14 protein-coding genes and 2 pseudogenes are annotated in these 17,498 nt (G+C 46.8%); 9 read left to right on the top strand and 7 right to left on the bottom strand.

Annotation, left to right across the window (positions count from 1 at the left end; genetic code table 11):
* Nucleotides 1-106: 106 nt before the first annotated feature.
* The gene (prmA, locus tag QUB33_RS26260) at nucleotides 107-997 is read right to left on the bottom strand and encodes a 50S ribosomal protein L11 methyltransferase (protein ID WP_333356488.1); all 891 of its coding nucleotides are present in this window, start codon (nucleotides 995-997) and stop codon (nucleotides 107-109) included.
* Between the two features lie 184 nt (nucleotides 998-1,181).
* Nucleotides 1,182-2,765 carry a phosphoglycerate dehydrogenase gene (gene serA, locus QUB33_RS26255; protein WP_333356485.1) on the bottom strand — a complete coding sequence of 528 codons (1,584 nt, stop codon included), beginning with the start codon at nucleotides 2,763-2,765 and terminating at the stop codon, nucleotides 1,182-1,184.
* 289 nt (nucleotides 2,766-3,054) lie between these two features.
* Here serA and QUB33_RS26250 point away from each other — a divergent pair, with 289 nt between their 5' ends.
* From QUB33_RS26250 to QUB33_RS26230, 5 genes are all read left to right on the top strand, one after another.
* Entirely contained in the window at nucleotides 3,055-3,561 is a 507-nt protein-coding gene (locus QUB33_RS26250; RefSeq protein WP_333356482.1) for a hypothetical protein, read from the top strand.
* Nucleotides 3,562-3,635: 74 nt separating this feature from the next.
* On the top strand, nucleotides 3,636-4,226 hold the full coding sequence (locus QUB33_RS26245; RefSeq protein WP_333356479.1) for a Uma2 family endonuclease: 591 nt from the start codon (nucleotides 3,636-3,638) through the stop codon (nucleotides 4,224-4,226).
* A 213-nt stretch (nucleotides 4,227-4,439) separates the two neighbouring features.
* A complete protein-coding gene (locus tag QUB33_RS26240; RefSeq protein WP_333356476.1) occupies nucleotides 4,440-7,718 on the top strand; it encodes a DEAD/DEAH box helicase in 3,279 nt (1,092 codons plus the stop codon).
* A gap of 15 nt (nucleotides 7,719-7,733) precedes the next feature.
* Nucleotides 7,734-8,558 carry an SWIM zinc finger family protein gene (locus tag QUB33_RS26235; RefSeq protein ID WP_333356473.1) on the top strand — a complete coding sequence of 275 codons (825 nt, stop codon included), beginning with the start codon at nucleotides 7,734-7,736 and terminating at the stop codon, nucleotides 8,556-8,558.
* A gap of 238 nt (nucleotides 8,559-8,796) precedes the next feature.
* Nucleotides 8,797-9,576 carry a photosystem II S4 domain protein gene (locus tag QUB33_RS26230; protein ID WP_190742639.1) on the top strand — a complete coding sequence of 260 codons (780 nt, stop codon included), beginning with the start codon at nucleotides 8,797-8,799 and terminating at the stop codon, nucleotides 9,574-9,576.
* 166 nt (nucleotides 9,577-9,742) lie between these two features.
* Here QUB33_RS26230 and QUB33_RS26225 read toward each other — a convergent pair whose 3' ends face one another.
* Complete coding sequence (locus QUB33_RS26225) at nucleotides 9,743-10,165, bottom strand: SDR family NAD(P)-dependent oxidoreductase (RefSeq protein ID WP_333356468.1); 423 nt, start codon at nucleotides 10,163-10,165, stop codon at nucleotides 9,743-9,745.
* Between the two features lie 76 nt (nucleotides 10,166-10,241).
* Between QUB33_RS26225 and QUB33_RS26220 the strand changes: the two genes are divergently transcribed.
* Both QUB33_RS26220 and QUB33_RS26215 read left to right on the top strand, forming a co-directional pair.
* Nucleotides 10,242-10,598, top strand: a complete 357-nt coding sequence (locus QUB33_RS26220; RefSeq protein ID WP_333356464.1) for a helix-turn-helix domain-containing protein — start codon at nucleotides 10,242-10,244, stop codon at nucleotides 10,596-10,598.
* Nucleotides 10,599-10,618: 20 nt separating this feature from the next.
* Nucleotides 10,619-11,197 (top strand): annotated as a pseudogene (locus QUB33_RS26215) (IS630 family transposase); the annotation flags it as partial.
* Between the two features lie 38 nt (nucleotides 11,198-11,235).
* Here the strand turns inward: QUB33_RS26215 and QUB33_RS26210 are convergent.
* Nucleotides 11,236-11,595 (bottom strand): annotated as a pseudogene (locus QUB33_RS26210) (SDR family NAD(P)-dependent oxidoreductase); the annotation flags it as partial.
* A gap of 97 nt (nucleotides 11,596-11,692) precedes the next feature.
* Between QUB33_RS26210 and QUB33_RS26205 the strand changes: the two are divergent.
* Entirely contained in the window at nucleotides 11,693-13,027 is a 1,335-nt protein-coding gene (locus tag QUB33_RS26205; RefSeq protein WP_333356455.1) for a hypothetical protein, read from the top strand.
* Nucleotides 13,028-13,078: 51 nt separating this feature from the next.
* Here the strand turns inward: QUB33_RS26205 and QUB33_RS26200 are convergent, their stop codons facing one another.
* The 3 genes from QUB33_RS26200 to QUB33_RS26190 all read right to left on the bottom strand — a co-directional run bounded on the left by QUB33_RS26200 (nucleotide 13,079) and on the right by QUB33_RS26190 (nucleotide 16,742).
* Nucleotides 13,079-13,315 (bottom strand): 2Fe-2S iron-sulfur cluster binding domain-containing protein, encoded by a 237-nt coding sequence (locus tag QUB33_RS26200; protein WP_333356452.1) that lies wholly within the window; start codon nucleotides 13,313-13,315, stop codon nucleotides 13,079-13,081.
* Between the two features lie 82 nt (nucleotides 13,316-13,397).
* The gene (gene cobQ / locus QUB33_RS26195; protein ID WP_333356449.1) at nucleotides 13,398-14,864 is read right to left on the bottom strand and encodes a cobyric acid synthase CobQ; all 1,467 of its coding nucleotides are present in this window, start codon (nucleotides 14,862-14,864) and stop codon (nucleotides 13,398-13,400) included.
* 171 nt (nucleotides 14,865-15,035) lie between these two features.
* Entirely contained in the window at nucleotides 15,036-16,742 is a 1,707-nt protein-coding gene (locus QUB33_RS26190) for a Ycf66 family protein (protein WP_333356446.1), read from the bottom strand.
* 372 nt (nucleotides 16,743-17,114) lie between these two features.
* Between QUB33_RS26190 and QUB33_RS26185 the strand changes: the two genes are divergently transcribed.
* Nucleotides 17,115-17,297 (top strand): hypothetical protein, encoded by a 183-nt coding sequence (locus QUB33_RS26185; RefSeq protein WP_333356443.1) that lies wholly within the window; start codon nucleotides 17,115-17,117, stop codon nucleotides 17,295-17,297.
* Nucleotides 17,298-17,498 lie beyond the last annotated feature (201 nt).

The following is a 17,498-nucleotide window of genomic DNA, read 5'->3' as shown; positions in this document are numbered from 1 at the left end:
TTAATTAATCCAAAACATCTCAAAAACTGGTTTACTAATTGCTGCTACTGTACCTCATAACATCCGGAAGTGCTGTAGCAATTAGGAATTAGGAATTACCCTATTGTTAACTACGCCGAATATTAAAACAACACCAATCTTGGCGCTTCCACAGAGTAGCGACAATCCAGCCGTGCTGTTCGAGAGTGTCGGCAATTGGCTTAGCTTGTTCGAGCAAAATGCCGCTGAGCACGCCCCAAGTAGTGGGTTTGCTAATTGCAGTGAACTGCGGGATTAAATCAATAATTACTTCTGCTAAAATGTTGCATATCAAACCGTCGATCGGCTCATCTACCATTTCTTTCAAACGATCGATACTTCCGAGCTCTGCAACCAACTGCTGAGAATTAACGCGGTTGAGTAGTCTGTTGCTAATAGTCGATCGCACTGCCAGAGGATCTGTATCCAAAGCATAAACTTTTGTAGCGCCCAACAACACCGCGCCGATCGACAAAATACCCGATCCGCAGCCGATATCAGCAACGATGCACTCTTTGTCATCAAAACCGAGACGCATTTCCAGCGACTCCAGACACAGTTGAGTAGTAGCGTGAGCACCAGTACCGAAGGCCACACCGGGATCTAAACGCAAAATGACCCGATCGGTATCAGTTGGTAGGGGCAGCCAAGCGGGATTAATTAAAAAGCGATCGCCCACTTCTTGAGGCTGCCAGTGCTGCTTCCAAGTGCTGCCCCAGTCTTCGTCTTCAATCAAATCCCACTGCATCGCAGGTAGGGGCAAACCTGCACACAGAGCATCTTGGCGCAGCCAGAGAGACAGAGCGGCCAAATCCAGCAATCCTGCCTGTTCTTCGGGCAAATAAGCCGACATCAGACAGGAATTGCTTTTGATCTCAGTAGCACTTCCCCTACAGTTAAACCGTTCCAGACGCCAAAAGATGATATCTTCCAGCGCCGGATCGCAAAGAATTCTAATTTCCCACCAGCTATGTGCCATAACGATTTTAGATTTTAGATTTTAGATTTTAGATTGGCCCAGGGGAACTGGAGACTGGGAACTCGGGAGTGAGGAATGAGGATTGGCTAATAGAAAAATTCCCGCTTTCTTGCCAATTACCAATGACCAAGTACCCATTACCAATTATCAGCCCTTGCATCCAAAATCTAAACTCCAAAATCCGTCAAAGATTTACCGTGTAAGCATCCCGAATTCCCGGAACTTTTAGGATCTCGGCCAGTATCCCCTCTGGTAGAGGGTCATCGAGGCTCAAAACCATCACCGCATCGCCTCGCACGATTTTACGGCCTACTTGCATACTGGCAATATTGACATTAAAACTGCCCAATTGGGAACCAATTTTGCCAATAATCCCCGGCATATCGCGGTGCAGGGTAAACAGCATATGGTGAGTGGGGGACACGTTGACCGGGAAATCGTCAACGCTGGTAATCCGAATTTCGCTTTCACCGAGCACTGCACCCGTGACTGTGTGTTCGCCGAGAGTTCCCTTGGCCGAGAGGTGCAGGGAGCCGGTGTAGTCGCGAATCGAGGCGTCTCTGGTTTCGACGACGCGAATTCCGCGTTCTTTTGCTTCAATGCTGGCGTTGACGTAGTTAACGCGCTCTCGCAGGGCTTGGGAGAGCAGGCCTTTGAGGGCGGCAACGACTACGGGCTGGCTTTGATTGCTGGCCAATTCGCCTTGGAGTTGAACGTTGAGGTAATCGACTCGGCCTCCGGCTAGCTGGCTGACGAGGTTGCCGAGGGTTTCGGCGAGTTGCAGGTAGGGTTTGAGTTTTTCGATCGAGTCTGGGAAAATGCCGGGTATGTTGACAGCCGATCGCGCGGGCAATCCTAACAGTACATCGCGAATTTGTTCGGCAACGTCGATCGCCACATTCACCTGAGCTTCCGCTGTAGATGCTCCCAAGTGGGGCGTCAGCACGATGTTCTGGCCGACAGCCCGCAACGGGGAATCAGCTTCCAACGGCTCGTGTTCGTAAACGTCCAAAGCTGCGCCGGCGATCTTGCCTTCTTTGATGGCTTCTGCGAGGGCTGCTTCGTCGATGATGCCGCCCCTGGCGCAATTAATGATGCGGGCTGTGGGCTTCATTTTCGAGAGCACTTCAGCGTTAATTAAGTGCAGGGTTTCCGGGGTTTTGGGGATGTGCAGGGTGATGTAGTCGGATTCGCGCATCAGCAATTCGAGTTCTACCAAGCGACAGCCCAACTGTTCGGCTCTTTCGGTGGAGATGAAGGGGTCGTAGGCGAGCAGTTTCATGCCCATTGCTTTGGCTGCGGCGGCGAGGTGGGAGCCGATTTTGCCCAAACCGACAATGCCGAGGGTTTTTTTGTAAACTTCTACGCCGATAAAGCGGTTGCGTTCCCATTTACCACCTTTGACGGATGCGTTGGCTTCCGGGATGTGGCGGGACATGGAGAGCATCATGGCGATCGCGTGTTCGGCTGCGGCGATCGTGTTGCCTTCGGGGGAATTGACTACTACAATTCCTTTGCGGGTAGCGGCGGGTACATCGACATTATCTACGCCGACGCCGGCTCTGCCGATGATTTTGAGTGAATTCCCGGCTTCTATGATTTCTTTGGTAACTTGGGTGCCAGAACGGATCATTAAAGCGTCGTAATCTGGAATAATTCGTACCAGTTCTTCGGCTGAGAGTCCTGTGTTTACGTCAACTTGCGCGACTTGGGAGAGGATGTCAATTCCGGCTTGGTCGATCGGATCGGATACTAGAACTTTAGGCATAGCAAGCAATTGAGTGCAATAGTAAAAATAGACCGAGCGTTGGCGAGCTCAAAGTTGAGACTTATGACTTAGAGCGGTATCTAACAGCTCAGCTCAAGCTTGCCTTTGTGCAGTTTGAATTGTATCTGTATTCGGTCAAGGTCGGCCGTTTTTTGCATGAAATATTTTAGCTTGGCGGGCGATCGGACTCTCTGACCTTCTGAAAATCCCCGAACTGCTTAGCTAGTATGTCTTTTCCGACTATAATTATTTCTAGGTGTCCGAGCCTAACCATCAGGAATTATTGTCAATGAATTATCTTATCGCCGTACTGCCCGATCGAATTCAAGCCGAAGCTGCCTACAATGCTCTGGAAAAAGAAGGCTTGCCCATGAAGCAAGTCAGCATTTTGGGCCGTGGCTACAAAACTGCTGATGAATTTGGCTTGATCGACCCCAACCAGCAAGCGGATAAACAAGCTAAACTCATGGCTGTTTGGCTGGTGCCGTTTGGCTTTATTGCTGGCGTTACTTTCAGTCTGATGACTCAGTTGAAGACTTTTGCGTGGGCGGGCGAAATTGGCGATCACGCGATCGGCGGATTGCTAGGTGCGATCGCCGGCGGGATGGGCAGCTTTGTTGTTGGCGGAGCCGGGGGTATGGCTTTTGGCAGCGGCGATGCTTTGCCCTACCGCAACCGTTTGAATGCGGGTAAATATTTGATTGCGGTTAAGGGTACTGATGATTTGACTGGGAAAGCGGCGAAGATTTTGCAGCAGTTTGAACCGGAAAATATCCAAGGTTATACAGAGACTTAGTTATTTGTTTGTTAACAGTTGACTGTTGACTGTTGACTGTTGACATTCAACTCGTGTAATATTTGGAGGCAGTTATGGTATCACAAACTATCCCCCTACCTTCTCCCCTAGAATTAACGCTCGAATTAACAGACGAGCAGTTTTTTCAGTTGTGTATAGACAACCGGGATTTTAGATTTGAACGTACTGCAACGGGAGAATTAATTATTATGCCGCCTGCGAGTAGCGATACAGGCAGACGGAATGCGGATCAAAGTTTTCAACTCGAAGGTTGGAGCCGTCAAAATAAGCATTTGGGAATTGCTTTTGATTCTTCAACGGGATTTAAGCTGCCCGACGGTACAGATATTTCTCCCGATGGTGCTTGGATTCGGCGCGACAGGTGGGATGCTTTAACTGCTGAAGAAAAAAAGAAATTTGCGCCGATTTGTCCCGATTTTGTGGTGGAATTGCGATCGACCACTGACTCCCTAGAAAAATTGCGGGCTAAAATGAAAGTGTATGTGAAAAATGGAGCGAGGTTGGGATGGTTGCTCGATCGCAAAAATAGAAAAGTAGAAATCTCCCGTCAAGGTAGAGAAGTAGAAATTTTAGATGAACCTGCAACTTTGTCCGGTGAAGATGTACTACCCGGTTTTGTGTTGGATTTAACTGATATTTTCTAAATTTGTAAGAAGACTCGGCGGTTGAAACCCCATCTCTCAAGTCAAAACCCGCAGAGGGTGGTTAAAGAGGACAACTGGGGTAAAATTACGTTATTCTCTTTAGTCGGCATCCAGCAGACATGGTTTGTATAAACCTTCTTTCAACCGCGTTCTTATCTTTTCCCACTCATTCATGGTATGATAGGCTGCCAAAGGTTGCATTTGGTATGACCTATGAAAATCCTCCACGGGACTTGGATTCCTCAAACAGAAGAGAGTTTTGTTCAAGGTGGAACTTTTTGTCTTTGGGTTGAAACCACTGAAAAGAAAAAACAGCCTGCTAAGGTTCATCCCCGACAATTGGAGACGGCACAGTTAAGAGAGTTTCTAACGAAAGAAGCCGGGATTCAACTGTCAGCAGTCAGCAATACAAGTGCGATGGGGCGAGAATACGCGATCGTCCCTCGGTATTTTTTACTGCCCACTGCCGACAACCAGCCGTTGCCCTCTTTAGAACTAGCGCGATATTTAGAGACAGAGTTACCCGAAACATTTGAGTTGGAGTATTGGCAAGTTGATTGTGTGTCCATCGCCACCCACACTTTGACTAAAGTATTGAACGATCTGCATTTTTTTGCCCTCTACGATGTAGCAGAAGTTCAGTTTGGTTCAGACTTGCTATTTTGGTATCACTACACCCAAAATTTTAAGCAAATTGTTCTGAAAGATCATTATATTCCGGCGTTGCGCTATCGAGAAACTGCTCCGATCGCGATCGCACCCATCGAAACATCCGAACCCGCTGAGAAAGCCACGCGCGGGCGTAAGAAAGCGGGCGAGACAAAAACCAAAACAACTGCAAAAACTCCAAAAACACCTGCCAAAACTGCACCCAGCTTTGAGATTTATCCGGGATGGGAAATTGTTTCAACACAGTACGAAACTGATTTACAACGCTATGTTGAATGGATGCCTTTAGTTTGTGTGTCCGGTTTTCGTAAGATCCAGCTACAAGATACACCAAAGTTCTACGATCGCGAACGGTTGCTGCGGCATTTTTCCGAGTGTGCGATCGCGGAAATTGTCACTCAAACCCCCATCCCAGCATCGTTTGAAAATAAGATTGCGGATTCTTTACTCCAAATCTGCCTCAACCAAACACGAAAAATCGCGCTAGTAAGCCTTGAGCAATACCGGCAATGGCAAACCTGGCGAGATCGGATTACGCGCAATCAATCTGCTGACTCATTCTCCCTCTGCTTTCAACTACAATCCCCCGAAAACCCCGAACAGCCTTGGGTTTTAGAGTTTCAGGTGGCTGCGAAAAAAGACCCTTCTCTGCGGATGCCGTTGCAGGATTATTGGCGATCGCGATCGACTCAACAAAAACAGTTGCAAACACAATTCGGAGACAACTTTGAGCAACATTTGCTGACAAATCTCGGCTACGCTGCCCGCATTTATCCCCAACTTTGGCAAGGGCTAGAAACCGACAAACCGGTTAACATTACCCTCAGCTTAGATGATGCTTTCACCTTTCTCAGCGAGTCCGCTTGGGTATTAGAAGATGCCGGATACAAAGTGATTGTCCCCGCTTGGTGGACGCCGAAGGGACGACAACGGGCGAAGATTCGCCTGCAAGTCAAAGGGAAGGGCAGCAAGAGCCCTGCAATCAAGGGCAAAGGATTGTTTTCGGCGGATTCCTTGGTGGAATATCAATATGAATTGGCGATCGGGGGTGAACGGGTTAGCGAACAAGAATGGCAGGCGTTAGTAAATAGCAAAACGCCTCTAGTGCAGTTCCGAGGACAATGGATGGAACTGGACAAAGACAAGATGCAGGAGATGTTGGAGTTTTGGAAAAAACATCGCCAAGAAAACCCCGATTTAAGCCTGATTGACTTTATGAAGTTGACGGCAGAAGGAGAAGCGAGCGAACAGTTGGAGGTTGAGCGCGATCGGGCTTTATCGGATATGTTGGAGAAGCTGAACGATAAGAGTCGGTTAGAGTTAATTGCAGATCCGGCAAAGTTTCAGGGTAAGTTACGGGATTACCAAAAGCGCGGCGTTTCTTGGTTGAGTTATTTGGAAAGTTTGGGATTAAATGGCTGTCTTGCCGATGATATGGGTTTGGGTAAATCGGCGCAGGTAATTGCTCGATTATTGCAAGAGCGGGAAGTTTTATCTACTACAAAAGAGACAGAAAAAGCGATCGCACATTCGGTTCTACCCACGCTGCTAATTGCGCCCACATCCGTAGTTGGTAACTGGCAAAAGGAAATGGAAAAATTTGCTCCAGAATTGCGATCGCTCATACACCACGGCCCTGGGCGCTTGCAAGATGCCAAGGAATTCAAAGCCGCCGTCCAAGGTTGCGATATGTTGATCACTTCCTTTACCTTGGCGCGCAAAGACGAGAAACTGTTGAGCAGCGTAGCGTGGCATCGCTTAGTAATTGATGAAGCGCAGAATATTAAAAATCCGAAAGCGGCGCAAACCAAGGCGATTTTAAAGTTACCCGCTACCCATCGACTAGCATTGACTGGAACACCGGTGGAAAATCGATTGCTGGATTTATGGTCAATTTTTAATTTCCTCAATCCGGGCTATCTGGGTAAAGAGGCGCAGTTTCGGAAGTTGTTTGAGATCCCCATTCAAAAAAATGGGAGTCGCACGCAATCGGCAGCGCTCAAAAAATTAGTGGAACCCTTTATTCTCCGACGCCTGAAAACCGATAAGTCGATAATTCAGGATCTCCCCGACAAAGTTGAGCAAAAGCTCTACTGCAATCTCACCCGCGAGCAAGCTTCGCTTTATGAAGCGATCGTCAAAGAGGTAGAGCAAGAAATTGATGCGACGGAAGGGATGAAGCGCAAGGGGATGATTTTGGCGACACTGCTGAAGCTGAAGCAAATTTGTAACCATCCGCGCCAGTTTTTGCAAGATGAAAGTGAGTTTACACCAGAGCGATCGCACAAACTGGAACGGCTGATCGAGATGATTGAGGAAGTCAAAGCAGAAGGCGAAAGTTTATTGGTATTTACGCAGTTTACAGAACTGGGAAGCGCGTTGGAAAAATATATTAAACAAACGCTACATTACAACACTTACTACATCCACGGGGGAACCAGCCGCGAAAAACGGGAACGGATGATTTCAGAGTTTCAAGATCCAGAGTCTGAACCTTCGGTATTTATTCTGTCACTGAAGGCCGGCGGTGTGGGAATTACGCTGACAAAAGCCAATCACGTGTTTCATTTCGATCGCTGGTGGAATCCGGCAGTGGAAGATCAGGCGACGGATCGGGCGTTTCGGATCGGACAGGAAAAAAATGTGTTTGTGCATAAGTTTGTGGCGATTGGCACTTTGGAAGAAAAGATTGACCAAATGATTGAGGACAAAAAGAAATTGGCAGGGTCAATTATTGGTGCTGATGAATCGTGGTTAACTGAGTTGGATAATGAGGCATTTAAGAAATTAATTAGGCTCAATAAAAATGCGGTTCTAGATTAGGAGAAACCCAAAAATATGTCACAATTTACTCGAACTTGGTGGGGCAATAAATTTATCGAGGCGTTAGAAAGATTTACAGATTCTGGGCGACTCGGACGGGGACGTTCCTATGCACGGAATGACAAGGTAAAAAGCTTTAAGATTAAGGATGGCTTAGTGATGGCAGAAGTAAGGGGGTCGGTAAATCCTTATTTTGGGGTTTATAAGGAGCCGCTCTACAAAACTAAAATTGAGTTTCAGGCGATTAGTCAGGAAAAGTGGCAAATGGCGATCGCCCAAATGGCATCAAAAGCTAGCTTCATTTCTCGGCTGCTGCTCAACGAAATGCCCGACAATATTGAAAAGGCTTTTGCACCCCTCGGATTGCACCTTTTACCCAGCAGCCGCGAGGACTTTAAGACTACTTGCTCTTGCCCAGACTATAGCAATCCCTGCAAACATATTGCCGGAGTTTATTATTTGGTGGCGGCCGAATTGGACAAAGATCCATTTTTACTGTTTGAATTACGGGGGCTTTCTAAGGAAGTGCTGCACCGCGAATTAGCAAAAACGCCTTTGGGCTTGGCACTTTCTGCCGAGTTGACGGCGGATGCAGCGGCCCCTGTGGCGGTGGATTCCTATTACACGCAGGCGATCGCCAGTGAGGCGCAAACGGTCAGCCTGAAAGAGTTTTGGCACGGTGCGAAGCGATTACCGCAGACGATTGAGGTGGCAGCGCAAAGTGGGGTAAGTGCGATCGTGGTGAAGAAACAGGGAGATTTTCCACAGTTTTGGCACAAGGATGGTTCGTTTATTGAGGCGATGGAAGAACTGTATTTGCGGGTGAAGAAGAATAAGTAGTTGGGTGGACAATTTTGCTGCCATACTCGATCGAGCTCCTGCAAAAACTTTAACTCGAAGACTTCATAGATTTGGTACAATAATCGTGCTCATCATATCAGCTTTACCAGCAACTAAAATCATAAGATCGTTATTTGATGATCTTAGACTATAATTAAAGTAGTGCGACTGTTAAAAAAGTAGACTTTTGAGTTACAGCAAGCTTTGGCAATTTCAAATTAGAATCTAGCATTAACTGATGTTACAAAAAGAAGAACTGTTAAAAGGCATCGAAAACCGCGAATGTGTGGCGCGGGCGATCGACCAAGCGGAACAAGCAATTAAAACTTGGGAAGTTACTCAGACTGATTTTCTGTCACCTCCAGAATTGGCGGACACTCTGACGGTATTTAAGCGCTTAACAGACGTGGAATTAGTGGCTTGGGGCGGCTACCCGCAAGCTGAAAGACAAAGAATTGCGATCGCGCGATCGGATATCCCGATCGACTCTGCTAGCGTTAACGTTGCTGCGGTAGAAATCGCTGGCAATTTCTTGTTCGATACAGCTTCTCACCGCGACTTTTTGGGGGCGATGTTGGGTACGGGAATTGTCCGCGAGAAAACGGGTGATGTGATTGTTTTGGGAGAACGCGGCGCGCAAGCTATTGTCATGCCGGAGATGGTAGAGTATTTGGAGATGAGTTTGCAGCAAGTGCGATCGGTGCCTGTGCAAACGCGGCGCATTGAGTTGAGCGAACTCAAAATTAGAGAACCCAAAAAGAAAGAAATGACAACCGTTGAAGCATCCATGAGATTGGATGCTGTCGCCTCGGCTGGATTCGCAATGTCTCGCAGCAAAATGGCCGATTTAATTGATAGTGGCGATGTGCGAGTTAACTGGAAAGACGTTACTCAAGCTAGTTATAATGTCAAGTCGGGAGATTTAATTGCTGTTACGGGCAAGGGAAGATTGGAAATTGGGGAAGTTGCTGTTACTAAGAAGGAACGCTATCGAGTCCAGTTAACTCGATATTTGTAATTCTTGGAATTAGTAATTGGGAATGGGGAATGGGGAATTCTTTTCCCTGTTCCTTTTTCCCGATCTCGGCTAAATGGGTTAAATCTCGTACACAATCTGTTGCCGAACTTTTCTAGAACCCACCTCGGTTAAATCCGTTAAATCCCGTAGACTACTTCCTGCGTAATTACGCTTTCGCCCGAAACACCTTTTCTACCGACTTAACCAAAAGTTCTCGCGGCATCAATCGAGGCATATTGGCGATGATTTGATTGGGAATTCCCCCTGTGACAACATTAGACTCATTTTTTTCTAAAGCTTTCAAAGCATCTCGCACTACTTCCGCTGCGGGAACCAGTTTTTGCCCGCTGCTGGATGTCATTGATTGAGGGAATTCAGCTACTGCGAAAAAGTCCGATTCTGTTGGCCCTGGACAAAGGCACAAAACGCCAATTCCTAAATCTTTGTTTTCCGCCCAAAGCGCCTCACTGAAACTTAAAACAAAAGCTTTAGTCGCTGCATACATCGACAAGTACGGCATCGGTTGAAAAGCTGCGATGGAGGCAACATTGATGATACTTCCTGCTTTTCGCTGCCGCCTTCCCTGCAAAAATACAGCAATTTGATATCAAACCCGCCATAAAAATGGTAAACTTTAAAGATGTAAAAAAAGAGATTATTTAGAGATGGCAGCATATTCTATTGACTTACGCAAAAAGATACTAAGTGCGTGGCAAAACAAAGAAGGCACACAAAGAGAGTTAGCAAAACGATTTAAAGTCAGTTTATCGTTTATACGTGACTTTTTGCGTCGGTATCGAGAGACGGGGGAGATAGCTGCCAGGACTCAAGGAGGGGATCGCCGCTCGAAGCTTAAAGGTAAAGAGCAAGAATTGTTAAAGATAATAGTGACAGAGAAAAGCGATATATATTTGCGAGAGATTAAAGAGACAATAAAAGAGCGCCAAGGCATAGAAGTAAGTATATCAAGTTTGTCCCGCACTCTTAACCGCTTAAAACTCAGGCGTAAAAAAAAACTTTAGTAGCGAGTGAGCAAGGTACAGAAAGAGTACAAAAATTGCGCTATGAATTTAGGCGTTGGCTAGATACTATAGACATCAAAAACCTTGTATTCATTGATGAAACAGGTGTAAATCTGGCTATGACACGAAACTATGGTAGGTGTCAAGGTGGAACCAGAGTCTATTATAACCGCCCAGGAAATAAAGGCAAAAACATCACTTTAATTGGAGCTATGAGTGAGGTCGGCTTAATTGCTACTATGACTTTTCCAGGTAGTTTGAACACAGCTAGCTTTTTAGTTTTTGTTGAAAAAGTATTACTACCTCAGTTGTGGATTGGAGCAATTGTAGTCATGGATAATTTACCTGTACATTATGCTGAAACTACAAAAGCTTTAATTGAATCTGTTGGATGTCAGGTAAAATTTTTACCTCCCTACTCGCCTGATTTATCGCCCATTGAGTTATGTTGGTCAAAGTTAAAAGAAATTCTTCGTTCCCAAGGAGCTCGCACATCCGAGGCTCTTGATGAAGCCATCACTATGGCTGTTAATCTTATTACTGATGAAAATGCTCTCAATTGGTTTAATCATTGTGGTTTGTTTTTTGAGCCTATTTAGATAGCTCGAATTGTGGCGGGTTTGCTCGCAAAGTGCTGTAAGTGCGAAAGTTCAACTAATGCTACAATATTTAGTTGCACCATTGTTAGTTGTTTCGCAAGCGGGCGATCGGCAAAAACACCGTAATCGCCAAAACCCGCATTGTTCACCAACAAATCAACCGTCCAACCTTTTTTAACAACGGTATCAAATACAGCAGTTCCAGCGCCCGGTGCGCTCAAATCTTGCACGATTACTTCTACCCGAACCTTGAATTGTTGTTGCAGTGTAGCAGCTAGCTGTTGCAATTTGTCTTCGGAACGAGCTACCAAGATTAGATTGTGCTGGCGTTTGGCTAATTCGGCGGCAAAGGCTGCACCAATTCCGCCAGAAGCACCAGTGATTAAAGCAGTGGGCATGAACTTAATTCGCATTATTTAAGGGAAAATTTATATATTTTAACAATTATTGTGACGGGGAACCTGTAAAATAATTAAAAGGGAATAGGTGAGTTTTATGGCGCGTCTTACCGATCGAGCTTTTGAAATTTTGCGGGCCGAAGTTCACAAGTGCGCGGCGGCTGATAATCTAACCGGTGATGTCTACCGACGGATGGTAATCAAGCGGTTAGAGAAATTACGCTTGCAAAACGGCACTTTCGCCTCAATAGAAGAAATCCGCGATACCTTCAAAGACGAATTTCCCAACTTCAGCGAAAAAGCTCTCAAAGCAGCCGTCAAAGCCAACCGCCCGCCCGGATTGTTCGATCAAATTATTTTTGCTGGGAGTTTGTTGGGAAGTGCTGCGGGGATAATTTGGCTGCTAAATTTACCTTTTCCGATGATTCGCTGGCCCGTGGCCAAAACAATGCCGATATTGTTGCTGCCGAGTTTTATCAGTATGGATCACAATTATCGGCAGGCGATCGCCCTTGTGGAACAATCCGATCAACTGGTGAATAAAGCCACGGCTGTCGCTGATTTTGACTTGGGCGAAATTAAAGCAAAAGAGGCTCAAAAACACCTCGACGCCTTGCCGGTGTGGTTCCTCGGCTACTATCCCCAAACTTACTGCAATTTTTTTGGCTGCAGTTGGCGGTTTACACTCGATGAATTTGAAGCCGCCCGCAAAAATGTCGGGCGGATGGAGGCTCAGATTTTTCAGCAAAAAAATGCTTTTACTCAGTTAAATCAAGTCGAACAAACGCTAAAAGCCGCGAAACAGGAGTACCAGCAAGCCAAAACTGCCACAGATAGACAAAAAGCGACGGTAAATTGGCAAAGTGCGATCGACCAACTCAATCAAATTCCCGCCGAAACCCTCGCGGGAGAAACGGCTAAGAAAACATTCAAAGCAGCAGAAAGAGACTTTCAAGAAATGGGCGGCGTCGCCACCGGTTCTGTACGGGCTGACAACTTAATTGAAGCTGCCAAAGAATTTGCTCTCTCCGCCGCCGTCGCCTCCCAAAAACCGCCGCATCCCGCCGCACACTGGGAGCAAATAGCAGAATTGTGGCAAGAAGGAATTAACAGACTGAAATTGGTTTCTGTCGATAACCCGGGCTATCTCGACGCTCAAACTAAACTCGCTGAATATCAAAAAAATTTAGGAATTACCCAGATTAGATTGGAAGCAGAAAAAGATTCTGCAACAGCTTTGCAAGAAGCTAAAAGCTTGTTTGCCAACTTGCAAAATAATGTGAATTCTCAAAATCCCGGTTACTCCCTCAGCCAGTTGCAACAAATTATCAATCAATTAGAATCCGTGAAACCCGGGACAACAGTTTATCCCGAATCCCAAAAATGGCTGCAATCTGCTCGCAATAAACAGCAAGAATGGCAAAAAAATTAGTCAGTTGTCAGTTGTCAGTTGTCAGTTGTCAGTTAACAGTCAACTAACAAATTACCAAGTCGGGTCAACATACAGATTAATTGTCACTTGCTTTTTCCCGGAAGGGACGCCGGAAATACAAGCACAAATTGTCTCTCCGTCATCAATTTCTACTTCGCAAGCGTGACAAGAACCCATTAGACAGCCAGTAGGAATAGAAACCCCTGCACGTTTAGCTACATCTAGCAAATGCTCTCCTGGTTCAGCTTCAACTGTAACATTATCTGGTAAAAAACAAACTTTTGTCATTGAATTTGAACCTCAACTTTAACAAACAATAATCACCAGTTAACAGTTAACAGTCAACAGTCAACAGTCAACAGTTAACTAATTAGCCTAAAATATGCTTTATATCTAAATGCTTTTCCACGGTATCTGCTAGAGAGTCTAACAGAGTTTCTCGGTGTTCTCTGTAATTAGGAATACCAGTAGGCAACGCGCGGAGTCCCCGCTGCTGCCGCAAGTGATTTAACCAAGCTCGCCGCCAAGCTCCGTTGTCAAAGATGCCGTGCAGGTATGTACCCCAAATTGATTGAGAAGTATTGACAATGCCTAAACTAGCATCGTCAAATAGCGGTTGAGTCAACTCTGACTCTAGGATTTGCGTTTTTCCTTGATGAATTTCGTAACCGGAAACTGGCAAACCCGGTTGAGGATAGTTAGATGTTACGATTCGTTGGCGCGCAATTTTGTTCGGTGCCATCGCAGTTTTCAAAGGCAGCAACCCCAATCCTGGAAATTCTCCCTTTTCTCCCTCAACCCCTTCTTTATCGGTAATACTTTGTCCCAGCATCTGAAAGCCACCACAAACTCCCAAGACTGTACCGCCCGCTACTAAATAATTTTGAATAGCTTTTGCCATACCTGTTTGGCGCAGCACCTGCAAATCGGAAATTGTAGTTTTAGAGCCTGGTAAAATCACGGCGTCTGGATGGCCTAACTGGTCTTTTGGGCTGACATATTTGACAGTGACGGAAGTTTCCGACTCTAGGGGGTCAAAGTCTGTAAAATTGGAAATTCGGGGCAGGCGGATGACCGAAATATTGATGTCGGTTTGAGAATTGGGAGAACGCCGATCGAGCAAATCCAGAGAATCTTCTGAGGGAAACACTTCGTCTATCCAAGGAATCACCCCAACTACCGGAATTCCCGTCCTTTCTTCTAGCCAAGTCAGACCCGGATCTAATATCGATTTTTGCCCTCGGAACTTATTAATAATGAATCCTTTAATTAAAGCTCGTTCGTCGGGATCTAGCAATTCCAAAGTACCGATAATGTGAGCAAAAGCACCGCCGCGATCGATATCAACTACTAGCAAAGTCCGAGCCTTTAAATATTTAGCTACCCGCATATTTGTTAAATCGCGGTGTTTGAGATTGATCTCAGCAGGGCTACCGGCTCCCTCACACACAATCATGTCAAATTCTTGGCCGAGAAATTCTAAAGATTCCCGAATAGCTTGCCAGCCGATATCGAAATACTGCTCGTAATATTGAGATGCTCGCACATTGGCGATCGCCCGACCCTTGACAATTAATTGAGAAGTCATGTCTCCTTGTGGCTTGAGCAAAATCGGATTCATTTCTACCCAAGGTGCCACGCCCGCAGCCCAAGCTTGCACTGCTTGAGCGTAACCAATCTCTCCGCCGGCTGCTGTGACATAGGAATTCAGTGCCATATTCTGACCTTTAAACGGAGTTACCCGCCAGCCTCGCCGAGAAAAGATTCGACACAAAGCTGCCACGAGTAAAGATTTCCCTGCGTGAGATGTTGTCCCCACGACCATAATTGCTTTCATAATATTAAGGGAGAAGGAAGAGGGAAGAAGGAAGAAGGAAGAAGGAAGAGGGAAGAAGTAAGAAGTAAGAAGTAAAAAGTAAAAAGTAAAAAGTAAGAACTAACAAGGCAGAAGGCAGAAGGCAGAAGGCAGAATAAAAAAAATTCTGGTTTCTACCTTTTGCTTTTGGGTTCAAGATGACGGCTTATCTTCGCCGGATACATTCTCAGACTTGGATTCATCGACCGCACGAGCAGCTTCTACTAGCTCCGAAGGGGGGGGATTCGGGCGAATTAATTCCGGTTGTTCTCCCTCAGAAGATGGTGTTTTATCTGTGGAAGGGGGGGGATTCGGGCGAATCAATTCCGGTTGTTCTCCCTCAGAAGATGGTGTTTTATCTGTAGATTCGATCGAGATCACTGATACTGAAACCGTTTCCACCTGCACGCTCAACCCAGGTTCTCCCGGTATTTCTATCTCTACAGGCGCTGCCATTTCCACCACAGTCATTTCTATCGATGCTGCAGGGGCTTCTGCTTCCGGTACGCCTGCTGCTGCTTCCGGTTCACCAACCGCAGCCAGCGGTGTCTGGGTTTCCAGAGATACAGCAGGGGCTTCTGCTTCTAGTACGCCTGCTGCTGCTTCCGGTTCACCAACAGCAGCCAGCGGTGTCTGGGTTTGGGCGGATGATCGATCTTCGATCGGGGTTTCCCCTATTTTGTCAGAACTCGCGGTTTCTGTGGCCATCAAAAAGGCCATTGCTTCAACATCGTTGGGAAACGGCACTCCTTGGCTTGTTTCCACAGCAGTGTTGCTACTTTCGGCTGCCACTTCCGCAGCCACCTCGGCTAATTCGGATTCGAGAATTTGGTCGATACCCGCTGCAGGAGTTGCCGTTATTTTAGATTCAGGTGCGATCGATTCTGGAGTCACTGAAGGTTTTGGCGTCTGCGGAGTTGCATCAGACTTGTTTTTAGCTGCACCTCTTCCCAACATACCGCCGAGACTATTTTTGATATTGTCGAACAGACTTCCGAAACCGCCGGATTTTTTAGCGGGTTTAGGAGGAGTAGGAGGAGTTGGGGCCACCGCCGCCGCCGCTGCCGCTGCCGCCTGCGACTCTTTAACGGCTGTCCTCCATTCTGTTTCCTCGTCAAAATCATCGACTTCTAGCTGCTGTTGAGGCTCTGGCTGAGCCTCTGCTGGCTCCACACTCGGTGCAACGGCTATTTCTGAAATTTCTAGAGGTAGAGGTAGAGGAGTGAAGCTGCTAGCTAATTCTGCTGGGGTTGGTGAACTCTCAGCAGCAGGAGTTTCGACTGAAAACACTGGTATTTCGGCAATTGCAGGTGGTTTCGAGTCGGGGATTTTCAAGTCAGGGGCGATCGCACTTTTTTCAGTCGTCGGAGCGATCGAACTTTCAGCAATACTTTCAGCTATGGGGGGAATCGCCGGCTGTTCCTCTAGCTTTACCTCGCCCTTATCCAGAGTGGGTGCTGGAACCACATCAGTTTTCGGTTTGGGCGATCGAACAAACTTAGGTTTTTTCGCTGCTACGGGTTCTTTTTTCTTGGCAAACAAGCCAGCAAGTGGCAGGCCTGCGGCAGCCAAACTCGCCGACTGAGGAATCGGTGTTTGCTCAGCAACGGGCGTCACCTGCCGACGCAAAGTCAGAGTTTCCCAGGCAAACCAGCCCAACATCGCCACGCCCGCCATTTGACCAAGCAGGAGAGCACCAGTAATTCGTCCCGCACAAGCCCATAAAATTAACGCATAAAAAAGCCCTACCCCGCTCCAGGTAAAATCACTTTTGCGGTGCACTTCTGGAAAAAAGAAGGCCGCCATGTAAATACTGAAGCTGCCTAGACCGACCGCCAACGCCAGAATGTATGCAAGCATCTTGTCGGTACCTCCGCTGTGTCAAATAACTTCTACGCGCTAATTCTACCTTTGAGAGAGACTCAACGGCTTCTTTCTCTAGGACAATTCTTGATTTGTAGGGAAGTTTGTCAACGAACCGGTGTAAGGAATTTAACACGTTCAACCGATGTTGACGGTACAAGTGCGAGGAAAGATTTCCCACTCTCCCCCAGTTTCCTAGGGCCCATCACCCCCTATCCCCACACCCCCTATCCCCATCACCCCCTTCTCCGTGGTGATAGATGTCACTTAAACTATGCCCGTGCGATCGCACCAAGCGACTGAGGATGTTTATATGTTGTAGGTGTAAGAGGAATTATGCCCTAGGGCGTATGTATGGGAGACAGTGCCATGTTAGAAAAACTATTGTTAGCTGCCGGCTTAACCTTATCACTTCACATATTTCCCGGACTCAGCACTTCCGCGCCGTTGTCGAAAAATTTGGTATTGCGAGCGAGCGATCGCCCGGCTCACACCCAGAAACTTCCCATTGTTGCAGTACCTGCGGGCATCAAGCCGAATGTCCAATCCTAATGATACGTGCCAGATCATACGTGCAAGTGCGATCGGACTTAGGCAGAGCCTTTCTAATATTTTTTTCGAGCTGTCCTCTTTTCTATGTGGCTGTTCACAACTCATCAGTTTGTAGTCAGGGCTTTAGTCCAATGGCACTGAAAAAGTCTCAATCACGCCCTCCGTTTAGATTTCAAGACAGAGCGAGGTTCCTGCATTCGA

The sequence above is a fragment of the Microcoleus sp. B3-A4 genome, from assembly GCF_036705385.1.
Classification (GTDB): domain Bacteria; phylum Cyanobacteriota; class Cyanobacteriia; order Cyanobacteriales; family Microcoleaceae; genus Microcoleus.
Note: the sequence above shows the minus strand (reverse complement) of the source record. Positions and strands in the feature narration are given on the sequence as shown.

Excerpts from the sequence above, each read along its gene's own strand:
- QUB33_RS26190 (WP_333356446.1), bottom strand. The coding sequence starts at position 16,742 with ATGCTTGCATACATTCTGGCGTTGGCGGTCGGTCTAGGCAGCTTCAGT.
- QUB33_RS26240 (WP_333356476.1), top strand. The coding sequence starts at position 4,440 with ATGAAAATCCTCCACGGGACTTGGATTCCTCAAACAGAAGAGAGTTTT.
- QUB33_RS26245 (WP_333356479.1), top strand. The coding sequence starts at position 3,636 with ATGGTATCACAAACTATCCCCCTACCTTCTCCCCTAGAATTAACGCTC.
- cobQ (WP_333356449.1), bottom strand. The coding sequence starts at position 14,864 with ATGAAAGCAATTATGGTCGTGGGGACAACATCTCACGCAGGGAAATCT.
- QUB33_RS26235 (WP_333356473.1), top strand. The coding sequence starts at position 7,734 with ATGTCACAATTTACTCGAACTTGGTGGGGCAATAAATTTATCGAGGCG.
- QUB33_RS26250 (WP_333356482.1), top strand. The coding sequence starts at position 3,055 with ATGAATTATCTTATCGCCGTACTGCCCGATCGAATTCAAGCCGAAGCT.
- prmA (WP_333356488.1), bottom strand. The coding sequence starts at position 997 with ATGGCACATAGCTGGTGGGAAATTAGAATTCTTTGCGATCCGGCGCTG.
- QUB33_RS26230 (WP_190742639.1), top strand. The coding sequence starts at position 8,797 with ATGTTACAAAAAGAAGAACTGTTAAAAGGCATCGAAAACCGCGAATGT.
- QUB33_RS26205 (WP_333356455.1), top strand. The coding sequence starts at position 11,693 with ATGGCGCGTCTTACCGATCGAGCTTTTGAAATTTTGCGGGCCGAAGTT.
- QUB33_RS26220 (WP_333356464.1), top strand. The coding sequence starts at position 10,242 with ATGGCAGCATATTCTATTGACTTACGCAAAAAGATACTAAGTGCGTGG.
- serA (WP_333356485.1), bottom strand. The coding sequence starts at position 2,765 with ATGCCTAAAGTTCTAGTATCCGATCCGATCGACCAAGCCGGAATTGAC.
- QUB33_RS26185 (WP_333356443.1), top strand. The coding sequence starts at position 17,115 with ATGTTAGAAAAACTATTGTTAGCTGCCGGCTTAACCTTATCACTTCAC.
- QUB33_RS26200 (WP_333356452.1), bottom strand. The coding sequence starts at position 13,315 with ATGACAAAAGTTTGTTTTTTACCAGATAATGTTACAGTTGAAGCTGAA.